Annotated in this window: 16 protein-coding genes; 8 read left to right on the top strand and 8 right to left on the bottom strand. The window is 43.2% G+C overall.

The annotated features are described in order from the left end of the window. Positions 1-5: 5 nt before the first annotated feature. The 6 genes from U0R10_RS01790 to U0R10_RS01815 are packed head-to-tail and all read left to right on the top strand — an operon-like array spanning position 6 to position 7923. Positions 6-1262 (top strand): Gfo/Idh/MocA family oxidoreductase, encoded by a 1257-nt coding sequence (locus U0R10_RS01790; RefSeq protein ID WP_377981969.1) that lies wholly within the window; start codon positions 6-8, stop codon positions 1260-1262. 5 nt (positions 1263-1267) lie between these two features. Continuing rightward, positions 1268-3826: a 3-keto-disaccharide hydrolase gene (locus tag U0R10_RS01795; RefSeq protein ID WP_377981970.1), complete on the top strand. Its 2559-nt coding sequence runs from the start codon at positions 1268-1270 to the stop codon at positions 3824-3826. A gap of 3 nt (positions 3827-3829) precedes the next feature. Continuing rightward, entirely contained in the window at positions 3830-4291 is a 462-nt protein-coding gene (locus tag U0R10_RS01800; protein ID WP_377975026.1) for a (2Fe-2S)-binding protein, read from the top strand. Next, positions 4288-6372 carry a xanthine dehydrogenase family protein molybdopterin-binding subunit gene (locus U0R10_RS01805; RefSeq protein ID WP_377981971.1) on the top strand — a complete coding sequence of 695 codons (2085 nt, stop codon included), beginning with the start codon at positions 4288-4290 and terminating at the stop codon, positions 6370-6372. The genes U0R10_RS01800 and U0R10_RS01805 overlap by 4 nt, the downstream gene beginning before the upstream one ends. Continuing rightward, entirely contained in the window at positions 6372-7379 is a 1008-nt protein-coding gene (locus U0R10_RS01810; protein WP_377981972.1) for an acyltransferase, read from the top strand. Before U0R10_RS01805 ends, U0R10_RS01810 begins: the two co-directional genes overlap by 1 nt. Before the next feature lie 37 nt (positions 7380-7416). Continuing rightward, a complete protein-coding gene (locus U0R10_RS01815) occupies positions 7417-7923 on the top strand; it encodes a T9SS type A sorting domain-containing protein (RefSeq protein ID WP_377981973.1) in 507 nt (168 codons plus the stop codon). Here the strand turns inward: U0R10_RS01815 and U0R10_RS01820 are convergent, their stop codons facing one another. From U0R10_RS01820 to U0R10_RS01845, 6 genes are read right to left on the bottom strand one after another with little or no spacing between them, the layout of a single operon-like run. Beyond that, on the bottom strand, positions 7924-8613 hold the full coding sequence (locus U0R10_RS01820; RefSeq protein ID WP_377981974.1) for an ABC transporter ATP-binding protein: 690 nt from the start codon (positions 8611-8613) through the stop codon (positions 7924-7926). Positions 8614-8615: 2 nt separating this feature from the next. Then, positions 8616-9869: an ABC transporter permease gene (locus tag U0R10_RS01825; RefSeq protein WP_377981975.1), complete on the bottom strand. Its 1254-nt coding sequence runs from the start codon at positions 9867-9869 to the stop codon at positions 8616-8618. Further along, the gene (locus U0R10_RS01830) at positions 9869-10951 is read right to left on the bottom strand and encodes an efflux RND transporter periplasmic adaptor subunit (protein WP_377981976.1); all 1083 of its coding nucleotides are present in this window, start codon (positions 10949-10951) and stop codon (positions 9869-9871) included. The genes U0R10_RS01825 and U0R10_RS01830 overlap by 1 nt, the downstream gene beginning before the upstream one ends. Positions 10952-10991: 40 nt before the next feature. Beyond that, positions 10992-11777 (bottom strand): fibrobacter succinogenes major paralogous domain-containing protein, encoded by a 786-nt coding sequence (locus U0R10_RS01835; RefSeq protein ID WP_377981977.1) that lies wholly within the window; start codon positions 11775-11777, stop codon positions 10992-10994. Further along, entirely contained in the window at positions 11767-16521 is a 4755-nt protein-coding gene (locus U0R10_RS01840) for a beta strand repeat-containing protein (protein ID WP_377981978.1), read from the bottom strand. Before U0R10_RS01840 ends, U0R10_RS01835 begins: the two co-directional genes overlap by 11 nt. 13 nt (positions 16522-16534) lie before the next feature. Beyond that, on the bottom strand, positions 16535-17254 hold the full coding sequence (locus U0R10_RS01845) for a hypothetical protein (RefSeq protein WP_377981979.1): 720 nt from the start codon (positions 17252-17254) through the stop codon (positions 16535-16537). A gap of 92 nt (positions 17255-17346) precedes the next feature. Here U0R10_RS01845 and U0R10_RS01850 point away from each other — a divergent pair, with 92 nt between their 5' ends. Further along, a complete protein-coding gene (locus U0R10_RS01850) occupies positions 17347-18042 on the top strand; it encodes a 6-phosphogluconolactonase (protein ID WP_377981980.1) in 696 nt (231 codons plus the stop codon). Here U0R10_RS01850 and U0R10_RS01855 read toward each other — a convergent pair. Together U0R10_RS01855 and U0R10_RS01860 are read right to left on the bottom strand one after the other, a co-directional pair. Continuing rightward, the gene (locus U0R10_RS01855) at positions 18032-18382 is read right to left on the bottom strand and encodes a hypothetical protein (RefSeq protein WP_377981981.1); all 351 of its coding nucleotides are present in this window, start codon (positions 18380-18382) and stop codon (positions 18032-18034) included. The two genes, U0R10_RS01850 and U0R10_RS01855, sit on opposite strands and share 11 nt — an antisense overlap. Continuing rightward, positions 18363-18989: a transcriptional regulator gene (locus U0R10_RS01860; RefSeq protein ID WP_377981982.1), complete on the bottom strand. Its 627-nt coding sequence runs from the start codon at positions 18987-18989 to the stop codon at positions 18363-18365. The genes U0R10_RS01855 and U0R10_RS01860 overlap by 20 nt, the downstream gene beginning before the upstream one ends. A 517-nt stretch (positions 18990-19506) precedes the next feature. On the opposite strand from U0R10_RS01860, the gene U0R10_RS01865 reads away from it, so the two are divergent. Continuing rightward, positions 19507-22521 (top strand): SusC/RagA family TonB-linked outer membrane protein, encoded by a 3015-nt coding sequence (locus U0R10_RS01865; RefSeq protein WP_377981983.1) that lies wholly within the window; start codon positions 19507-19509, stop codon positions 22519-22521. Positions 22522-22530 lie beyond the last annotated feature (9 nt).

A 22530-nucleotide genomic window follows, 5' to 3' on the forward strand; every position in this document is an offset into this window, starting at 1 on the left:
CAATTATGTCAGTTTCAAGAAGAAAATTCCTAGGTCAATCCGTCCTTTCCTTAGCGGCATTTAGTATTGTGCCACGCCACGTGCTCGGAAAAGGCTTTCTGGCCCCTTCAGACCAACTCACCAAAGCAATCATCGGAACCGGCGGTATGGGCCGCGGACATATTCCATACGCAGGCACACGCGTCGTTGCTTTATGTGACGTCGACAAGAAAAACCTACAACTCGGTCTAGATAAAGTGGAGAAAGGCGTGAAAGCTTTCTCCGACTACCGGGAGATGATCCAACTGCCCGAGGTGGACATTGTCCACGTGGCTACCCCGCCGCATTGGCATGGAATCATGGCCGCAGATGCAGCTAGGGCAGGTAAAGATGTTTGGTGTGAAAAACCAATGACCCGGACGATTGGAGAAGGTCAAAGATTAAAGGAAGCGGTCCAACAGCATGGTCGGATTTTCCGATTAAACACCTGGTTCCGATTTGAAAGTAATTTTTACGGCTTGAATTGCCCGGTGAAACCGATGAAAAAACTAGTCGATTCTGGACTACTCGGTTGGCCACTGAAATTTACCGTAAGTAAACACACCGGTTTCGACTGGAAATTCTACTGGGTGGGCAAAACAGATTTGACGCCACAACCCGTTCCTCCTGAATTAGACTACGACGCTTGGCTCGGACCTGCGCCTTACAAACCATATAACGTGCATCGTACCCACCAAACTTTCCGGGGTTACTGGGATTATGATGGTGGCGCGCTAGGTGATATGGGTCAGCACTACATGGACCCTATTCAGTATATGTTGGGTAAAGACAACGAAAGTCCAGTATATGTTGAGGTAGACGCCCCCGTGCAAGATAAAGACGCCGTGGGAATCTTTAATCGCATTACCTATACCTATGCAGATGGATGCCAAATCGTTCTTGACGGCGAGGCAAAAGATGAAAAAGTAGCCTACATCGAAGGGCCCAAAGGAAAATTATACCGCAATTTCAAGTCAGACATCCCAGATTTGGAACGCAAATTAGCTGAGTTTCCAGAGCCTCCGGCCCAACAAATTGATTTCGTTGATTCGGTGAAAAACAGAACGCAATTTGCCTTGAATGAGGAGAATGGCCACCGGTCGTGTACACTCATCAATATGGGTTTGATTGCCATGCGCTTGCACCGCAATCTTAAATTTGACTCCGTGAAACAAGAATTTATCGGCGATCCTGAAGCAAATAGTCTCATCAATCAACCGATGCGCGCACCTTATATCCTCTAAACGACATGAAATATTTACTATTAGTATTGGTTAGTTGGCAAACCTTCGCGCAATCCTCCCGCGAGCAGCAACTTAATTTTCGAACCCAAGGAGCTACACCTGCCTTAAAAGCGGCAGCATATGCCAGCAAAGGCATGTACGAACCTACGCAGGCGACAGAAGCTTTCATATTAGCCAACGCAAAAAATCCGGCTGAATTAAAAGCATTTCTTCGAGATGACCTTCCCGAAGCGACGCAATGCGAACTGATTGGATTGATTGCCAAGCAAGATGAAAGCATTTTAGTTGGCAAATATCCAACGGCGAAACCACAGGTTACCGCATTTATTTTAAAGCAATTATTAGCTAAGCCGCGTACAAACATCAGCATTAAAACCTGGGATGCCGCGCATCAAAGAGCATTTGTTCGTGCGGTGGGTACATACAAAGCCGCTTGGGCCTTGCCTCTTATTCAAAATTCGAATTTCAAAACGGAACAGATTATTTCCCAATTGCAAGTACAAGGGGCAAAAGGACTTCCTGCTGTTTGGGATATGTTAAAGTCGAATCAGGTGGATGCGCAAAAAATTGCCGACTTGACGACCACGCTAGCGGCCAATGAATTCTTAAAAGCTAAGCTTGGTGCCTACGAGCAGGCGTCAACTGCACAAAAAACGGTGTTATTGACCTACGGAAGTGATCGCCAGTGGCCAGAAGTAAAAACGTTTGTTTGGCGGGCCGTGCAATCGAATCATCCGCAACGTGCGGCTGGATTTGAGGCATTGACTTTTTGGGTTGAATTGAAAGATTTTGATCTGATTGCTGAGAAATTATCCATTGCCCAGTTGCCGAATGAAATCAAGGCCCTTCAAAATTGCATGACGTTATTGATTAAGAAAGACGGTACTCGCAACAGTAAAATTACAGCCTTTGCCTTAGCATCTCCACACAAAAATAATTGGGTGCCTTTCGTTCAGGAAGTTGCCAATTTGGACTGGTTGTATGCTTTGGGAAAGAAAGATGAAGAAGCGTTGAAGGCATTTGTGCGCATTAATGGTCGTGCATTTGCGAATGTAGACCAACAAGTTTTACGTTACCGCAATGCGCTGGATTTAACCCAAAACTTGGATACACGGGAGCAGATCTATAAGGGATTAGCGAAATGTAATTCTTTATCCGCCATACGGACGTTGTATTTGGGATTGAAAGAACCGAATGTTAAGCAAATTATCGTAGATGGGTTGGCCGCACTTTATGTGGCTAATCCTGCATTTCAAGGTCAAATGACTAAGGAGTGGACACTTGAAAACCAGTGGCAAATTTCGGATGCCGCGATGCGTGATCAAGTGATGAAAAGCAATCCTGGTCGTGGTTTTTATACGATGTACAATAGCACCGATTTACGTGGTTGGAAAGGTTTAGTAGATAATCCTGTCAAACGCCGTAAGACTTCTGCGGATACGTTGGCCATGAAGCAAATCAAGGCGGATTCGATTATGCGCAAAGGTTGGATGGCGCAAGGGGAGGAGTTACACTTCACGGGTCATGGCGACAATTTGTGTTCGGTTAAAGATTACCAAGATTTTGAATTAACGATTGATTGGAAAATTGAGAAAGAAGGCGATGCGGGACTTTACCTCCGTGGTTCTCCGCAAGTTCAGATTTGGGATACGGCATTAACGCGTGTGGGAGCACAAGTGGGTTCAGGAGGTTTGTACAACAATCAAATTAATCCGAAGAATCCATTAAAAGTGGCCGACAATCCTGTTGGCGAATGGAACACGTTTCGCGTGATCATGCGTGGAGAACGCGTATCTGTTTTCTTGAATGGTGAATTAGTCGTTGACAATGTGATTTTGGAAAACTACTGGGATCGTAAAATCCCTATTTTCATCAAGGATGCGATTGAATTACAAGCGCACGGAAATCACATTGTGTACAGAAATATTTACGTGAAGGAATTGACTCCACAGCCTGTATATACACCTGAGGAAGTTGGTTTTGAGCCACTTTTCGATGGTTCTTCGCTCTTTAATTGGACTGGAAATACGACGGATTATTACCCGGTCAACGGCGAATTAGTGGTGGATCCGAAACGTGGCGGCAAAGGAAATTTGTACACCAAAAAAGAATATGGTGATTTCCACATGAAGTTTGATTTCCAGTTGACACCTGGCGCAAACAACGGCTTAGGTATCCGTACGCCATTAGAAGGTGACGCTGCCTACGTCGGGATGGAGTTACAGATTTTGGATAATACGTCTCCCATCTATGCCAAATTACAACCTTATCAATACCATGGTTCTGTTTATGGAATCATACCTTCAAAACAAGGTTTCTTGAAGCCAGTAGGGGAATGGAATGAGCAGGAAGTGATTGCAGAGGGAAATCGTATTAAGGTTATTCTAAATGGAGAAGTTATTACCGATGGCGACATTGTTCAGGCCATTAAAGATGGAACGCCGGATCACAAAGAACATCCAGGTTTGTTAAACAAAACAGGCCATATTGGGTTTTTAGGTCATGGGTCTCCGTTGAAATTTCGGAACATTCGAATTAAAGAAATCATTAAAAAGAAAAAATAAGTCATGGCAATCACATTGACGATTAATCGAAAAAAAGTAAGCTTGGATATTGATTCCAACACCCCACTTTTGTGGGCTTTGCGTGATCATGTGGGGCTTTTAGGAACAAAGTTTGGTTGCGGTATCGCGCAATGCGGTGCCTGTACGGTTTGGGTAAATGGAGAGCCTATGCGCTCTTGCGTATTACCAATTTCGGCCGTTGGCAACGCTCAAATCACCACCATCGAAGGATTAGATCCTGCAGGAAAACACCCGATTCAAGAAGCTTGGGACGAACTAGATGTGGCGCAATGTGGCTATTGCCAAGCGGGTCAAATCATGACGGCAGCCGCTTTATTGAAGAAAAATCCACACCCTTCGAAACAAGAAATTGTTGACGGTATGGCCGGAAATATTTGTCGGTGCGGAACCTACCACCGCATCCAGGAAGCAGTCGCATTAGCCTCTAAAAAAGTCAAGAAATGAAAACGACACGTAGAAATTTTATCCAACAAACGGCACTCTTTACGAGTGTGTTTACCCTCGGATTTGATTGGTTTGAATCCAAGGGAGCTGGGATGGCAATAGCTTCAGAGCCAGGTCGATTTAATGCTTTTTTGAGCATAGATGCGCTGGGAAAAATTCGCTTATACTCACCAAATCCAGAAATTGGACAAGGGATTAAAACGGCTTTTCCTGTGGTTGTGGCTGAAGAATTAGATGTGGATTGGAAGCAAGTAGAAGTCTTACAGGCAAATTTAGATACACAGAATTTTGAACGCCAGTTGACCGGTGGTTCTGGGGCCTTAAAACATTCGTGGGAGCGTTTACGCAAAGCGGGTGCTAGTGTACGCCAAATGATGGTGCAAGCAGCTGCAAATCAATGGAAGGTAGACGCAAGTGTTTGCAAAACATCCAAAGGATTTGTGTTAGGCCCTTCAGGTCAGAAAGCCTCGTATGGTTCGTTAGCAGCGGAAGCTTCTAAATTACCCGTTCCTGCTACCGTTACGTTCAAAGATCGCAAAGATTATAAGATCATTGGTACGCGGGTTCGTGGCGTGGATAATAAAGATATTGTTACAGGTAAACCTGTTTTTGGCATTGATGTTCGGAAGCCAGGAATGGTTTTTGCACAGATCGTCCGTCCGCCTTTTGGGGCCACATTGAAATCGTTCTCTGCGGAAGATGTGAAGAAAATGCCTGGTATTATTGACGTTGTTTCCTTTAAAAATAAGGTGGCCATTGTGGGTACAAGTACTTACGAAATCATGCAGGCGCGTCAGAATTTGACATGTTCGTATGGTTCGGATACGCCTTTGGAGGGAAATGATACGCATCAAGCGTGGTTTGATGCGGGGATGAAGTCGGATAAGGCGACGGTCCAACGGAAAGATGGGGATTTTGCGAAGGCCATTTCGGAAGCAGCCAAAGTCATTGAGGCAACGTATGAGTGTCCATTTATTGCGCATAGCCCGATGGAGCCGATGAACTTTTTTGCGGATGTTAAGCCGGGTTCGGTTTTATTAGCGGGTCCTACGCAGGTACCGCAGCCAGCTCAAAAAGCAGTGGCCACGTTGTTAGGTGTTCCTGAAAATACGGTACAGGTTGAGTTAACCAAAATGGGCGGTGGTTTCGGTCGGCGCTTAAATAATGACTTTGCCTTGGAAGCTGCTGAATTATCGAGCATCATTAAAAAGCCAGTCTTGGTTATGTGGACACGTGAAGATGATATGGGGGGTGGAATTTACCGACCAGCTGTTCGCTACCATTTCAAAGCAGGTATCGATGCCAAAGGAAATATAACTTCGTTTTATCTACGTGGAGTAGGTTTGAATGCAGGTAATTCAACCCGTCAGGACAACTTCCCCGTAGGGGCAATTGACCATGTGTTAATCGAATCTGTAGATCAGAAATCTGCCGTAACTACGGGTCCATGGCGTGCGCCAATTACCAATTTCTTGGGATTTGCGGAGCAGGCATTTCTGGATGAAGTAGCTGAAGCTGCTGGAAAAGATCCGATTCAAATGCGCTTGGATTTATTAGCTCGTGTCAAATCAAATCCAGTGGGTAAAATTACCTATGAGGCTGACCGCTTTGCTGAGGTGATCAAGCAAGTAGCTGAGAAGTCTCAATGGAAGAAAAAACCAGGGGTGCACCAAGGATTCAGTGTGTATTATTCGCATTTCTCTTACGTGGCACAAGTAGCTGAGGTACAAGTGAAAAATGGAAAACCACAGGTGACGCACGTAACTGCTGTGACGGATTGTGGCGAGGTTATTAATTTAAGTGGTTCGGAGAACCAGGTCAAAGGTGCGATCATCGATGGCATGGGCCATGCGATGTTTGCTAAATTAAATTTTCAGGCGGGTGTGACCAGTCCAACCAACTTTAATGCGTATCGCATGATTCGTGGAAATGAAATTCCAAAAATTGATGCGTATTTTGTGGATAATGGCATAAGCCCAACGGGATTGGGAGAGCCGGCATTGCCACCTACAGGTGGTTCAATCGCCAATGCGATTTATGCGGCAACCAAAAAACGTTTTTATAAACAACCATTCTATTGATGGCCATTCCCAAAGTTCAATATCTAGATAATCTGCGTGTCACAGCAACCCTTGCGGTTTTGCTGATCCATTCGGCCGCAAATGTCTTATTGAACTTTGGGAAAATACCAGATTCCGCCTGGTGGTTTGCCAACCTATATAATGGGGGTTTTCGGTATGCAGTACCTATTTTTGTGATGCTCTCTGGAGCATTATTGCTGCCCAGAGAGGAGGAGATAGGCTCGTTTTTCAAGAAGAGCTTTCTGCGTATTATCGTTCCTTTTCTTTTTTACAATATCATTTTCACGGTGTTCAATTGGCAAGTTCGTCAGAGTGGCCGACCGCAAAGTTTAACGTGGATTTTTAATCAATTTTTTGACGGAGCATCGTATCATTTTTGGTACATCTACATGATTGTGGGTGTATACCTGTTTATACCCATTATCGGTGCTTGGGTACGTCAGGCGCCTGAAAGTCATCTGCAATTCTTTCTAGGTATGTGGCTGGTGACTATTTTGTTCGACAATCCACATTTTCCTGGATTGAGCCTCCCGGTCAAATTGCCCTATTTTACGGGCTATTTAGGTTATTTAGTCCTGGGTTTTTATTTAGCTAAACATTCATTTTCGCGAATATTGGCTTGGTCTTTGTTTTTGATTGGTACGCTTTGGACCATGCAAGGCACGTATGTGCAATCGCTCGAAGATGGAAAGTTTTATGGGTTGTTATATGCCAATTTTTCGCCGAGTGTGGTCATGTCTACGGCTGGCTTGTTTATGCTATTTAAGTCCTATGAGGGTACGATTCCAGGAACAGCTCGCTTTCGAGATTGGGTCAGTTCGTACAGTTATGGCATCTATTTAATTCACATCATCGTATTATTTTACTTAGTTAAAATCAAGATTTACGGGGCGATGTGGCACCCAAGTATTGGGATTCCCCTGACAGCCTTTACCTGTTTATTGATTTCTGGCGCGATAGTTTGGGTTTTGCGCAAAATCCCTGGGATGAAATACCTTGCAGGCTAAGGATTTTTCGTACCTTTCGCGCCTATTGGTTCTAAATATGAAACTATTATTATCATTTGTGTTTGTTTTGGTAGGCCAACTAGCTTGGTCTCAAAATTCAACCATCTCCTCTGGCGGAGTAACTAAGTTGGTAAACGGCCGATATTATTCCCACGTGATTGGTCAGTCAAGTGTCGTGACAGGGACAACGGTCAAGTCGGGCATTACGATCCGCCAAGGATTTAAACAGCCGAATTTACTCGCACGAAGTATTCAAAAATCAGGGTTGAAGGTACAAACGGCCGTTGAAAATCCGATTTCATACACCGTTTTTCCTAATCCATTTGTGGATAAGTTACGCATTCAATTCTCTGAGAAAAGTACGTCAAAAACCTATTTGGTCATCTACGATATCATGGGAAGTGTTATGTGGGAAGCCACGTATGCTGAGGGAATTACCGAGATTAATCTAACTGATTTTCAGAATTTTCGTCCCGCAAAGTATGTCTTGCACGTAGTGCAAACGATGGGTAAGCCTTTTGTGGCAAGTATCGTAAAGGAATAATTATTGGTTGATGATTTTGCCATCCTGCATCTCAATGATGCGTGATGTTTTATTGGCAAATTCATTGTCGTGAGTCACAATTAATAGGGTTTGATGGAATTCTTGAGCTAATTCCTCAAAGGTTTTGAATACGATTTCACTATTTTTCTTATCCAAATTTCCAGTTGGTTCGTCACCCATAATCAACAACGGATCATTGATTAATGCACGTGCAATGGCCACGCGTTGTTTTTGACCACCTGATAATTGGTTGGGCATTTTGAGCGCCTCGTTTGAAATACCTAACACCTTCAACTTTTCATAGGCTCGGTGCTCTACCTCGGATTCACTGTATTTTCCTAGTTTAAGGCCGGGTAACATCACGTTTTTGAGGACATTGAATTCATTCAGTAAGTAGTGAAACTGGAATACAAATCCGATTTTTTCATTGCGAACACGCGCTAACTCCTTTTCGGATTTATTCGTCATGGCTACGTTGTCGATGAACAATTCGCCTTCATAGTCGGTGTCCATCGTCGAAAGGATATACAAAAGCGTCGACTTTCCACATCCAGATTTACCGATTACCGAAACGAATTCACTTTGATTCAAACTGAAGTTGATGTTGTCTAACACCTTCACCGTCATGGGATCATGAAAGTATTTGGTGATGTTGGTAGCCCGTAAAACTTCTTTGTGAATATGTGCCATGCTTATTTTCCGCGAATGATGATGACAGGGTCGATCTTACTGGCTTTACGCGAGGGGAAATAGCCGGCAAAATAGGTGGTGACAATGGAAAATATACCCCCAATGATATAAAATGCTGGATTATAATTAATGGGATAAGTTTTGATGGTGGGTAAGGATTCTGTGTTAAATGGGATGTTATCGATGATATTGGACATCCCAAAGCCCACCAATAAACCTAAGATTCCGCCAAAAATACCAATACTTAACGCAATGAAGATGAAGATAAGGTTCACATCTTTTCCTGAAAAACCAATGGCCTTCATGATGGCAATTGAATCCATTTTTTCATAAATCATCATGTTCAGGATATTGTAAATACCAAATCCCGCGACGATCAATAAGGTGACGCCCACTGCATAGGAGATAATACTACGGACTGAACTTCCCGTTTCAAATTGTGAGTTTGCTTGTTGGATATCAATGGCGTCTGTCTCGTAATAGCGTTGATACTCTTTCGCCATGGCTGGTGCTTGCAAGATGTCCTTTAACTTTACTTGTACGTCGGTGATATAATTGTTTGAAACACCCAATAGTTTTTGTGTGGTGCTAATCGAACAATAGCTTTGCACTTTGTCTAAATCTTGTAGGCCTGATTGGAAGTAGCCGACGACCTTGAGTTGCAAGCGTTCGCCTTTACTGGTTGTTACTTGAACGACGTCGCCGATGTTCGCGGCCATTTTATCTGCTACGCCTTTGCCCAAAATGATGCTATTGGGTATGTTTTTTAGGTCCAAGTAGTTGCCACGAGTGACATAATCACTGAACATGAATAGCCGATTTTCTTCATCGGGATCGATGCCATTGATGACTCCGGTTAGGTCAATGGTCCCCACGTTGTAAAATACTTGTGCATTAATTTTTGGGGCAACGCCTAAAACGCGCTCATCTTGCTTGATGGCATGCATAATTTGCGCGCTATTGTACAATTCGAGCCGTTGGTTTTTAGGCTTTATTGAATTAACAAAGTTGGCCGTATGGGGCATCATTAAGTCGATTGGCTGGTTTTTGGATACATTGATGTCATGGTATAGCCGAATGTGCGCGGTTCGGTTCATGATTAAACCGTCCAGTAAATCATTCAAACCATTCATGAATCCAAGCAACGTGACAAACATCGCAATGGAGAACGTCACACCTACCGCGGCGATCAGTGTTTGTTTCCAGCGGGCGAGCAGTAATGAAATCGATACTTGAACAATTAATTTTAAGTTCATTACTGGGGCTTAATTACTTGGTCTTTGGAACTTAGTCCGCTTAGAATTTCTGCTTTTTGGAAATCGGTTATTCCCAGTTTAACAGTACGTATGGTCCCATCTGCTAGGGTAACTAGGGAATCATTTTTCAAGTAGTTGCGCGGTAGAATTAGGGCGTTCTGTTTCGTTCGGAGTATGATGTTCGCTTCAAACGTGACATTTGGATACAGTTTTTCAGGTGCTTTTGTGAAGCTCGCTTCTACGAGAAAAGTTTTATTGCGCTCGTTCATGATGGAAGCAATTTTAGTCACTTTTGCTTCAAAAACTTGGTTTTTATAGGCGTCAAAGGTGAGCGCAACTTTTTGACCTAATTGTACATGGAAGATGTCATTCTCATCTACTTGCAGTTCAAGTATGTAGTTCTGTGTATTTCCTAAAACGGCAATTGGTGTTTGTGGGCTTACGAGTTCTCCTTTCTCTTTTAGTAAGTTGAAAACGGTCCCTTTCACTTGACTTTTTAATATAAAATCTTCGGATTGTCTCGCTGAAATCTGTACGTTTTTCTTTGTCTGTGCTGAACTAAAATTGATTTGTCGGCGCAAATCAGTCAAGCGCTGTTGGGCCGAAACAAAATTAGCCTTCGAACTTTGGTAGTTTAATTCAGCTTGTTCGTAGGCGATGCGGGTGCCAACTTGCTGTGCCCAGAGGGCTTTTTGGCGCGTAAATAAACTGGAATCTAATTTCAGTTTTGCTTTCGAGGTTTGAACGATGGCTTCTGCTTCAACTAGTTTTCCTTGGTTATTGGCCTGATCATTGTAGTTGGCGGCCAATTTAGCGTTATCTAAATTGAACTTTTGCGTCTCATTTGACACGCGCAATAAGGGTGTGCCTACCTCAACTGCTTGGCCTTCTTGCACATAAATTTCTTCGATGATGCCACTCACAGAAACAAAAGCTTGGTATTGATCGGCTGATTTAATCGTGCCTGACGCGTATATAGATTCGGTGATGCTGCCTGTCGTAGGTGAAATGCTTTCTTCTTTTTTGGAACAGGCCATGAGTAGCCAGAGACCAGCAAAAATGAGTGTATGGTTTAATTTCATTTTGCTAAATTAAACTTTTCGCGCAATAGAAAAAATGATATTAGTCGCGAATACAGCGAATGCTAAATCCGGCGTCTTTATTATTCGTTGACGTAGTAGATACACCACCTGCTGTTGGGATGACAAAGCCTCTAGCGTTTACATCGGTATCGCTGTCTTTACTCCAGTAATGTGTGGTTAATCCTCGTTCTTGAAGGGAGCCGTTTGTTTGTTGAAGCCAACCCGCATTATGTAATTTGATATCAGAAGCAAATACTTGGGCTTCATAGTTATAATTGATGGAGATTGTTCTCCATTCTTGATAAGTTGGCAAACGCCAGCCGGTACCCAATTCGATGGTGCAGGGATCTTGAGAAGCAGGCCAATCCTCATTTGATACCAGTCGACCAGCCCATACGGTTGATGTTGACGTAGGTGTACGTGTCGTTGTAAATCGATACCCTTGTTTACTGCCAAATTGCCAATACCAGCCAGCCGCATTTTCAGAATTGTCCGTAGCACTAACTGGTTGATTTGAGGAGCCAAGATTTTGAAGAAGCCAACATTTATTTGTACCCGTAATACTCGAATAGGCGAGTTTATAGGTGATCGTTTTGTCTACTGGTGCGACTCTTCCCGTTCCTGCCACATGGACAACTCGCAGATTCGTGCAGGGAGGTAGCGCATCTATTTTCCCAGAAGGTAACACGCCATCAAGCGTAAAGCGCTTACCTGCTTTGTTGACAAATTCACTTCGTGAATTTGTGATTTTTCCTTCTAGGGTAACTGCCTGGCCAAATATCATTTGGGACCCAAAAATCAATAAAATGAGTATTTTAATAGGCATAATCGAATTGGATACGGTCGCCAGCAACCAAAGTGAAACTGCTATTATTTGCAGGGATATAGGTAATGACATTAGTCGCTAATGTATACGCGGTTTTGTCGGTGCGTACCCCATTAATAAACATTTGTACCTTAGAATTAGCTGCTGGAGTTTGCGTCAAGGTAAATGTAAGTAAGCCTGCAGTCGCTGTGAATTGATCATTCACCTCTGTTTCTGGCGCCGAAACCGTCCAGGTAGATCCTACCACTTTAAGAATATAACCAGATGTGCTTGGAGCCAGGCTGGTGATTGCGGCAGTTCCATTGCCAACGAGCAGTGCCCCACTCATTAGGGTGGTAGCTCCCGTTCCTCCTTGGCCCACACCGACAGTTCCTGTGGATGTTAATGCTTTGGAGGCATCCGTAAAGATTACTTTGGATGCGGTTAATGCACTATTTGTTTGAGAGCCTGTAAGTTCTAGATTGCCACCAACCGACATGTTTCCACTCGTTATGACACTCGCAAAGGTTTTGGCCCCCGCAAGCGTTTGTGCTCCGGTCGTCATAATTCCAGGATTTGTGCCATCTGCTGGACTAAGACTTATTTCGCCACCTGCGGTTATTGTTAGTGCTTTAGCCGTCGAAATGCCATTTACATTTCCAAGCGTTACCGCCGGTGATGCATTTTCCGCCCCCCAGACTCCCGAACGCGAGACTAAAATTTGCCCGTCCGTACCTGGACTAATAGCTGTGACAGCAGATGTTCCAGCTCCCACGAGTAAGGCAGCGCTTGTTAGTGTAGAAGCTCCCGTTCCTCCTTGGCCCACACCGACAGTTCCTGTGGATGTTAATGCTTTCGAGGCATCCGTAAAGATTACTTTGGATGCGGTTAATGCACTATTTGTTTGAGAGCCTGTAAGTTCTAGATTGCCACCAACCAACATGTTTCCACTCGTAATGACACTCGCAAAGGTTTTGGCCCCCGCAAGCGTTTGTGCTCCGGTCGTCATAATTCCAGGATGTGTAGCATCCGCGGCCGTTGGCTGAGCAGCTACCCACGCAGTTCCCGAATAACTAACTAAATCTCCAGCCGTCGTGCCCGAAAGTGAATTGATACTACTCGTTCCATTGCCGACTAATATACCTTGACTTAATAACGTATTGAGTCCCGTTCCCCCGTTAGCAACAGGTAAAACGTTAGTTACTTTCGAGCTGAGGTCGATGGAGCCTGCCAACATGCCATTCGTGATTTTGCCAGTTCCCACAGAAATAACGCCAGAGTTTGACAAAATAACATCTCCTGAAATAGCCTGTGCTACCGCCGTGTTCGATCCATTTCCAATCCATACTTTACCTTCTGTCAGTGCCGTACCTGCAGGATTTGTAGCGGAAACGGCTTGGGTCGCAATGGATGTGATACGTCCCTTGGCATCCACTGAAATCACTGGAATAGCGAGGGCGCTGCCAAAGTCTCCAGCCACGACGCCGCTATTCGCTAACGTTGCGGAAATCGCACCTGTGCCGGAACCGGTCACATCACCACTTAATGAGATGGTTTGGTCACCTGTGTTTGAACCGATGATGGATGCATCATTGGCTACAGTCAGTGTTTTTGAAATTGTCCCACCGACTAAATTAAAGCCAGTTCCTAAGCTACCTGGTCGTACCCCATTAATGGATTTATTGCTTAAATCTTCTGATCCAGCTAAGGTACTCAAGGTTCCAGAAATAGGTAAATTCAAGGACGTGGCTGCCGAGACAGTTAAGTTGGTGGCAAATGCTCCATTCACTACCAAATTCCCTCCCAGCGTCACTGTTTTTCCTGAGTTATCGACTCCTGTTCCTCCTTTGGCTGCGGATAAAATACCTGATATTTTAGCATCTGTCACAGCTCCGTCTGCAATTTTTAACGTACTAATGGCATTCGCTGCGATGCTGGGACTTGTTGCCGTTCCTGTGATATCACCTAATAATTTAATTTTACCCGCAACGGTAGATGAAGCATCCGGTGTACCACCTGTACTAACAGTATTATCCACATAAGCCTTATTAACAGCATCCGTATCTGATGACGGGGCATCTTGTAAAATCACTTTTTTGCCTATTCCAAAACTTAAATTACCTCCCATGTTTCCGCCAGAAAGCCGAACGTAGCGCGCATCCAGCGCCGCTTGATCTGTACTTATTTCATTCCAGATTGCACCGTCGTAAATAAAAGTACGACCATTATTGCTTGCTGTCGGATCCGCCGAAACGATGTAAATGTCACTGTTTGTAGGGGAGCCTACGGCTGTAAAAACGCCTCCATTATAGATTCCAGTATACGTTCTTCCATATAGAATAGCCACATTTCCACTACCATCTGGCGTGATGCCATTCACCTTTTGCACCGCGCCAGTCACGTCGCTCACAGGTATCGCACTGATGGAAAAGAATGGATTGCCTGCTTTGACATAACCGGAACTCATGGTGTTTGTTCCTAATCCTCCATTGGCTACGCCAATAATCGTTGATCCCGACATCGTTCCATTTAAGACAGGACTGGTAATCGTTGGATTGGAAGCTCGAACTAAATTGCCGCTTCCCGATGTGTTTAAGGCGGATGGGCTTGCCGTAGATCCACTGAAATTACCTAAAACCGTACCGTTTGCCATTAAGGGTAAATTACTAAAGGTAATATAATTTGCTACCCCAAATTTCGCATCCACATACGTCTTTACCGCATTTTGAGTTGGGAATAAGGTCGTACTCGTCCCCAAAGCAGCATCTGATTTGTTGGCCGTATTTTCTTTTAAATCCAAGGCCGTCAAAGTCGCCCCACCTACGGAGCCACTAACCGCTAAATCCACATAAGTTTTAACTGCTTTTTGACTCGCATAATAAGTATCACTCGGAGTAGAATTTCCTAAATCCGTCGCCGTTGATTTATTTGAAATGGTTTCCGCACCTGTTATTTGTGCCACAGGTATACTGGTTGACGCAGTATATGCCGAAGTTCCATTGCCATATAAAAAGCCAGTCAATGTTCCTGATGTCCCACTTCCGCCATTTGAAGGGCTGACAGTTCCTGTGACATTGACTGCATGGCCAGGAATGTTACCCGTGATTTTCGAGCCACTGACTTGATCAATCTTGGCATCGGTTACGGCGCCATTCAAGATTTTAGCGGTTGTGATCGCATTACTTGCGACGGAAGGTGAGGCAGATGTGCCGCTCAAATCTCCCGCTAATTGGATAATTCCTTTGATACTTGTACTGGCATCAGACACCCCGCCACTGCTAATTTGACCATCGACGTAATCTTTGATCATTTTGACAGAAGGGTACTTGGTCGTGGAAAGTGCGTCAGCATTGATGTCATTGGACTTATTACTCGAAATTTCTTTACCTGCCAATCCAGTTACGGTCGGTGCCGCCGCAGATCCTCCTAAATCACCCCCTAATTGGATGATGCCTTTGGCACTTATAGACGCATCATTCACCGAGAGCGAAGCAATTGAATTCTGCACAAATGCCGTTGTAGCAACTTGGGTTGAGTTCGTGCCATTTCCTTGCGTGACTGCAATCGTTGTCGTGGGTAATTGTGGTGAGCCTGTGAAAATGGGTGAATTTTTATCGGCCTTCGCATTTAAATCGGCCGCTAAAGCTGTGCCCAATGTGGCTTGATCCACATAGATTTTTACCGCTTTCGCCGATGGGTATTTAGTGTCTGAAGTGCCATCTGCGGTAATGTCAACCGTTTTATTACTTAAAATTTCTTTTTGTGAAAGTCCTGGCACGGTAGGATTTGTCGCGGTGCCGGCGAGATCTCCGGTAAGCTGCACCTTTCCGGGAGCTAGGGTTGTCGCATCGGGTGCACCGGAAACAACCACTTGGCTAATGGCCTGATCTACATAGGTCTTAACGGCTTGTTGGCTCGGATAGGTCTGATGACTCGGACTGCCATTTCCTAAGTCTGTGGCCGTGGATTTGTTGCTCAGCGATTCATAAGACCCGCCCAAACTATTAAACTGATTGGCCGTTTGTGCCCGTTGGTCATTCAGCTGATTCGTCAACGATGTGTAATTTTGATTCACTTGATTTTGAATGGTCGCATTGTTTTTATTTGTAGCAATCAATCCATTTTCTTGAATTTCCAGACGTGAATCTTGCGTGTTGATCCGTTTCTCCAAACTTAGTCTTTGCGTTTCCATCAAGGCAAATTGACTCGAGGTTTGTGTTTCATTGGCCGTAATCTTTTCTTCCAAAGGTTTTAAATCTTGTTTAATTAAGTAACCCGGATCATTCTCAAAGTGAGACAATTTTTTGGGTGCATTTTGCACATTGGCATACGCAACAGATGCCGCATATAGCGCATATGGCGAATAGTTGAAAGCCTGATTACTCATTTCGAGGAAGTTGGCCGCATTCTCAAATTTAACGGCAACGACCAACGATTTAATTTGGGCATCCCAAATGATCGCATCCCATTGTCGGTATTTGGCATTGCTTGCCTGTGCCTCACCAGTGCCAATCGTTAAATTGACTAAACCAAAATCATCGGTTGTTGTCTGATGGACCTCTTCAAATTCGGTTGTATTTCCCGACTTGATCGTAAATCGGATGGTGATTTTAGCTTGTGCCAATGCTTGATTTTGAATAAATGTTCCCGGAATTTCAACGGGATTCGGATTCAAGATGACCGCTTGGTAGTTGATGCCCGTATTTTGCGCCCAGCTGTTCCATCCAAGAAATAGCAAAATGAACGTACATATTATATTTTTCATGGCTTAGGTAGATTTAGTTAGGGAAAAGGCGGATGCCAACAAACACGGATTGGGGTTTGAAGGCCAATTGGGTGTTATTTACGGCGCTTACCCCCATACTTTGCATGGATTGATAACCTAGGTGAAGTCCCACGAATGAATTGATCCGATAGTTAAATTGAACCAAGTAGCCTACTAATACCTGTAAGCCATTGAATTGGGCATCCTTCGTTAGGTCTAAATTTTGGGTGTTGATTACTTGATTCCCATGAATTAAGGAATGTACATTCCCTTTACCCATCGCCTCGAATGCCATTTTTTTGCTAATGGGTAGTTGAACACCCCCTTGCAAACCGATCCCAATAAATTCTGTTTGATAAGCAAATTGACTTATTCCAGCGTTTCCTAGGGCATTGAATTGGTCAGAGGAAACATTTATTCCTAATCGAAGCATACTAAGCAATTTGGCTTGCGTACTGTGATTAGCAAAATAGACAGCAGCCCCATTGGTTTTTAAGAGTAGTTTGGAGGTGTCTAGGAGTATTTTTTGATAGCCAATTTCCAAATGTCTACCTGCAGATGGACGAATGGAGGCTAATTGCGTTCCGCTGGAATTGGTAAATTGATATTGAGTAATATTGGTTCCTGTTTGGATGGTCCAATTTTGAGCTAATAGGGGAGGATAAATGGCGAATAGCCAGAAAAGACCTACATAGACTACATGAGTCCATGTGGCTGGGGAGGGTAAAATCATTAATGTATATTTTAGAACTAGGTTGGTAATTCGAAATTAGCGAATTTTAGCGTGTAAAAAAGATATAAACTTATAATTGAGACAAAATTGACATGAAAGTTACGACTGCGAATGATTATGCGGAATTGAGCCAATTGGCCAGCGCGAGTATTTTGAGTTCTGTGCGCGCAAATCCATCTTTGTTTTTTTGTGCTGCCACCGGTGGATCGCCCACAGGCATGTATGCGGAAATGGCGAAACATGCGGCGGATTTTACACAGATGCGTGTCATGAAAATGGATGAGTGGGGAATCATTCCTTCGGAGCATCCAGATTCGTGCGAATCTTATTTACATAAGCATTTATTGGGACCTTTGGCCATACCTGAAACGAGGTATTTCGGATTTGATACAAATATGGCGGATACGGATTCAGAATGCCTACGGATGCAAGGAGTTATTGCGCAGGAAGGTCCGTTTGATATTTGTATTTTGGGTTTAGGTAAAAATGGGCATATCGCATTTAATGAGCCAGCGGCATTTTTGAATGCCAAATTTCATAAAGCTACTTTGGCAGAATCAACGATCCAGCATGATCCAGCGTTATCGCAGGGTGCTGAACCGGCATTTGGTTTATGTGTGGGCATGGAGGAAATCTTACAATCGAAAAAGATTATTTTCTTGGTGACAGGAAACGGTAAGGAAGCGGCATTCAATCAGATTATGACGAAGCAAATCACGACGGATTGTCCAGCTTCATTCTTGTGGTTGCACCCGAATGTGGAGTGTTATACGACGGTTAGTTTGTGATGAGCAGGCCAGCAAATGTAGCCAAGCCGAAACTTAGCATCGTTCCAATTAATATGTATTCGGTTAGTTTTCGGTCTTTTGCATTCGATAAATCACCAAATCTAAATATTGATTTAGCAGTCAATAAAAATCCGACGACTTCCCAATGTCCTTTGATAATAAACACATAGACAAATAACCGTTCTAAAATGCCGATGTAAGTACCGGCTTGGTGTAGGGATTCATTTGCATGTTGTTTGATTTCTTGTGACCATCTCCACATGAGTTTGCGGACAAGCAAGGCACTTGGATAGCTTACGAACAACATGCCCAAAATAATCTCAACCCATTCCTTGTTCATAGCTTTCTATTTTCGACCGTATAAATTGTTCAACGTCGATTATTTCTTGTAAGTGAGCACGTTTTTTTCGCTCACTCGTTGTCGAAATTGATATGCCCAATGTTTGTGCATATACGTGTATCGGTTGTGTTTTAGCGAATATGAGGCTAGCTAAGCTAGCCTCAGCCGGGGACCAATGATCAAGCGTTAGGAGGAGCAACCGAATGATTAAGTTTACTTCATCATCTAGGTTTTCATTCCCTGTGCTTATCGCCATGGACTGTTTTCTCTTCTTTAACTTGTCCACTAATTCCCCCGAACGAATAAAGGCGGAACCTTGTGACTCCATAATCTTTTGGCTCGTATAGTTCTCATTTCCGATGCCAATGGCAATGCGCACATCTATACCTTTGGTCTGTTTAAGCATGGATTTTATTTGGATGGCGGTCTTTAATGCTTCAGCTGGCCGACTAAGCTTTAGTTGGAAGCTATCTCCCCGATAAATATCCCAGGCGATTCCTTGTTCTCCGAAATGAAGGGCCAACCATGCTTTAAGTGGCAAAAGCCAAAGATTCGTATCGAATTGTTTTCTGGACGCAATCATATCTCCTGTTAGTATCGCTATCATATATTTCGTTTATTTAGACGAAATATATAAAATTCGTATTTAAAAGCGAATAATTAATTCGGTTATTTTGTAAGTTTAGAAACTTGTTGGCAGCCGTCCTATTCATATATAGCCTAGTGGGTTAATTATCAATAACTTGATCTAATTAACTTATCCAGCTTATTTTCGGTATGTTTACTAGCCTGCACCCCCTTCACCCATGTAAAACCCCCACACGCCTTATCCTAAATTTGATACATAATACCTGAAGGGGGATTTAAATTAATTGAATGCGCTCCGGGAGTTACGATAGCTGATATTCGTGAAGCAACTGAAGGAAAATTAGTCGTTTGATACGTTACCCACTTGTCAAGATTATGATTCCGTTGGCTATTTTTTCTAGTTAAATTTTGGTTACCTAAAATAAAATAGTAAAATTCGGAGAATTAATTAGATAACATTAGCTTAACATGAATGTAATCTAGTGACCATTATACCAATATAAATTTGCCCTTTAACCAAATTAATCAACCCATTTATGAGACTACTCGTACGCACTTGTGCGCACAAGTTAATGACACAAAGCCGTCATGCGGTTTTTCTATTAACTAGCGCAATTCTGTTACTCTGTTTGCAAACCAATGTGGTTTACGGACAAGGATCTAAAATTACCGGTAAATTGACCGATGCCACTACGCAAGAACCCCTAGCTGGAGGATCCGTTTCCATCAAAGGTTCGACCAAAGGAACTACGGCTGATGCGAATGGCCAGTATTCAATTGCCATTTCTTCTGAAAATACCGTACTGGAATTTAAATTTGTTGGCTATGCCACCAAAACAGTTACTGTAGGGAAGCAATCAACCATCAACGTGTCTTTGTCGGCAAATGCATCTGACTTAGAGCAAGTAGTCGTGATCGGTTATGGTACGCAAAAGAAAACCGACGTGACAGGTTCTGTGAAGTCTGTTGGAAGCGCGGCATTCAATAAAGGTATCATCAACTCGCCAGAGCAATTATTGCAAGGTAAAGTAGCGGGTGTCAATGTAACTTCAGCAACAGGTGAGCCTGGTGGATCACAAGGAATCACGATTCGTGGACCTGGTGGAATTCGTACAGGATCTACGCCTTTGTTTGTCATCGACGGATTAGCGTTAGATAACTCATCTACAGGTGGTGGAAATCCATTAAACTTCATTAACCCACAAGATATTGAGACCATCGACGTATTGAAAGATGCTTCGGCAACAGCTATTTATGGCTCTCGCGGTGCTAATGGGGTTATTTTGGTGACGACAAAAAAAGGAAAAGCAGGAACGTCTAAAATAGAGTTCTCGTCAACAGTTGGCGTTAGCTCCATCACACGTCCTTTACCTGTCCTATCTGCGAGTGAATTCAAAAAGCAAGTAGTGGCAAATAGCGGTACGCTAGAAGATTTTGGCTCAGAGACGGATTGGCAAAAAGAAATTACGCGCCAAGCGATGACCAAAAACTATAATTTAAGTTTAGGTGGTGGTGCTAATAAATTAACCTACTACGCTGCTTTTGGTGCACAAATGCAACAAGGTATTTTGAAAAACAATCAGTTGGACCGTTTAACAGGCCGCATGAATGTGAATCAAAAATTCTGGGATGATCGTTTGAACTTAGATGCGAATATTTCATTCTCCAATACGGTTAATGAGCGTCCTGCTATCGAGAGCTTATTGGGAACAGCCATTTCAAATAACCCTACGTTGCCTACGTATGCACAGGATGGTAAAACTCCTGCAACGTTTATCAGTCAATCCAATCCATTAACAACGTTACAATTGTTCAAGGATGTGAATACCACGAATCGTTTTATCGCAAATATTTCACCTTCTGTGAAATTGACTAAAGGTTTAGTCTATCGCATGAACTTCGGTTACGATAATTCGACCTCCGTACGTGATGTACAGACCTTAGCTAGTAACGTTCCAAAAATTGACGGTCGCTTAGATACCTATAACACGAGCAACATGAATCAGTTGATTGAAAACTATTTGACATATAACCTAGATTTAGGCGATCATAGTTTTGCTGCTTTAGTTGGCCATTCATTTCAAAAAATTGAATACCAGTGGCGTACGTTTAGCATTAATCGTTTTCCAATTGTTCCTACGGAGCCAATTTACAATCCAGGCATCGGACAAGAGTTAACGCTTGCCACGAACAGACCAGCGGGTAATGCATTCATTAATGAATTGCAATCATTTTATACACGTTTGAATTACGATTATCAAGATAAATATTTGGCAACTGCCACGGTGCGTGCTGATGGTTCGTCCAAATTTGGTTCCAACAATAAATACGGTATTTTCCCTTCATTCTCCTTAGGATGGCGTATTTCTGAAGAACCTTTCTTGAAAAATTCTTCGATTAGCAATTTGAAATTACGTGGAGGTTGGGGACAAACAGGTAACCAAGAAATTCCACCAAAAATTACACAGCCGTTATTTACGGCCACGGTGGGCGGAACCACCTCTTATCCATTGGATGAATCTGCTTCATTCCCGGCAGGTATTACCTATTCGCGTTTAGCGAATCCGGATATTCAGTGGGAGGTTTCAACGCAGATGAACTTAGGTTTAGATTTTGCTTTCTTAAATGGCGCGCTATCTGGATCAGTTGATGCGTTTAGAAAGATATCTACCAACATGCTTTTGGAGGTTATTCCAGCAGATCCAGTTCAGCCAGCAAGTTCAGTTTGGACGAATGTGGCGAATATGGAAATTGTCAACAGCGGTGTGGAATTGGATTTGGATTATAAATTCGAAACTAAATCAGGCATTAAATTCAATGTGGGTGGTAACTTAACGTTGATTAATAATGAAGTGACAGGTTCTCCATACACCGTTATTCCTTCAGGATCTGCTTCAGGTTCAGGTTTGACTTCAGCGACTATCAACGGATATATCAACGGTCAGCCAATCGGTACATTCTTCTTACGTGAATTCATTGGTTTTGATGACAAAGGAATTAGTAAGTACAAAGATCAAGACGGTGACGGAATTGTGACTGATAAGGATCGGATTGCGGCAGGAACAGCGTTGCCTACGACTATGTACAATTTCTTCGGAAATGCTTCTTACAAAGGATTTGACTTTTCGATGCAATTTAACGGGGTATCTGGCAATAAAATCTACGATAATACTGCCAATGCATCTTTTTACAAGTTGAGAATCTCAAAAAATACGAACGTAACGCCAGCAGCTTATGCAGATGCGAAAGAGTCTATCAACAACGCTGCGCCGGTATCTACGCGCTTTTTGAAAGATGGCGCATTCTTACGTTTAAACAACATGACCTTGGGTTATCAATTGCCAACGGCCAAGTTGGGAATCAGCAAATTTATCTCCAGTGCACGTTTATCCGTTACAGGTCAAAACCTGTGGGTGAAAACAAAGTACGATGGATATGATCCAGAAGTAAACAAGGATAACTCAATTAACGGGGTATTATCTTACGGTATTGACTACCTAAGTTATCCAAAGGCGAAATCGCTGATTGTTGGTTTAAATCTTACATTCTAATTTGAATAG

This window comes from Aquirufa avitistagni (assembly GCF_042715545.1).
Lineage (GTDB): Bacteria > Bacteroidota > Bacteroidia > Cytophagales > Spirosomataceae > Aquirufa > Aquirufa avitistagni.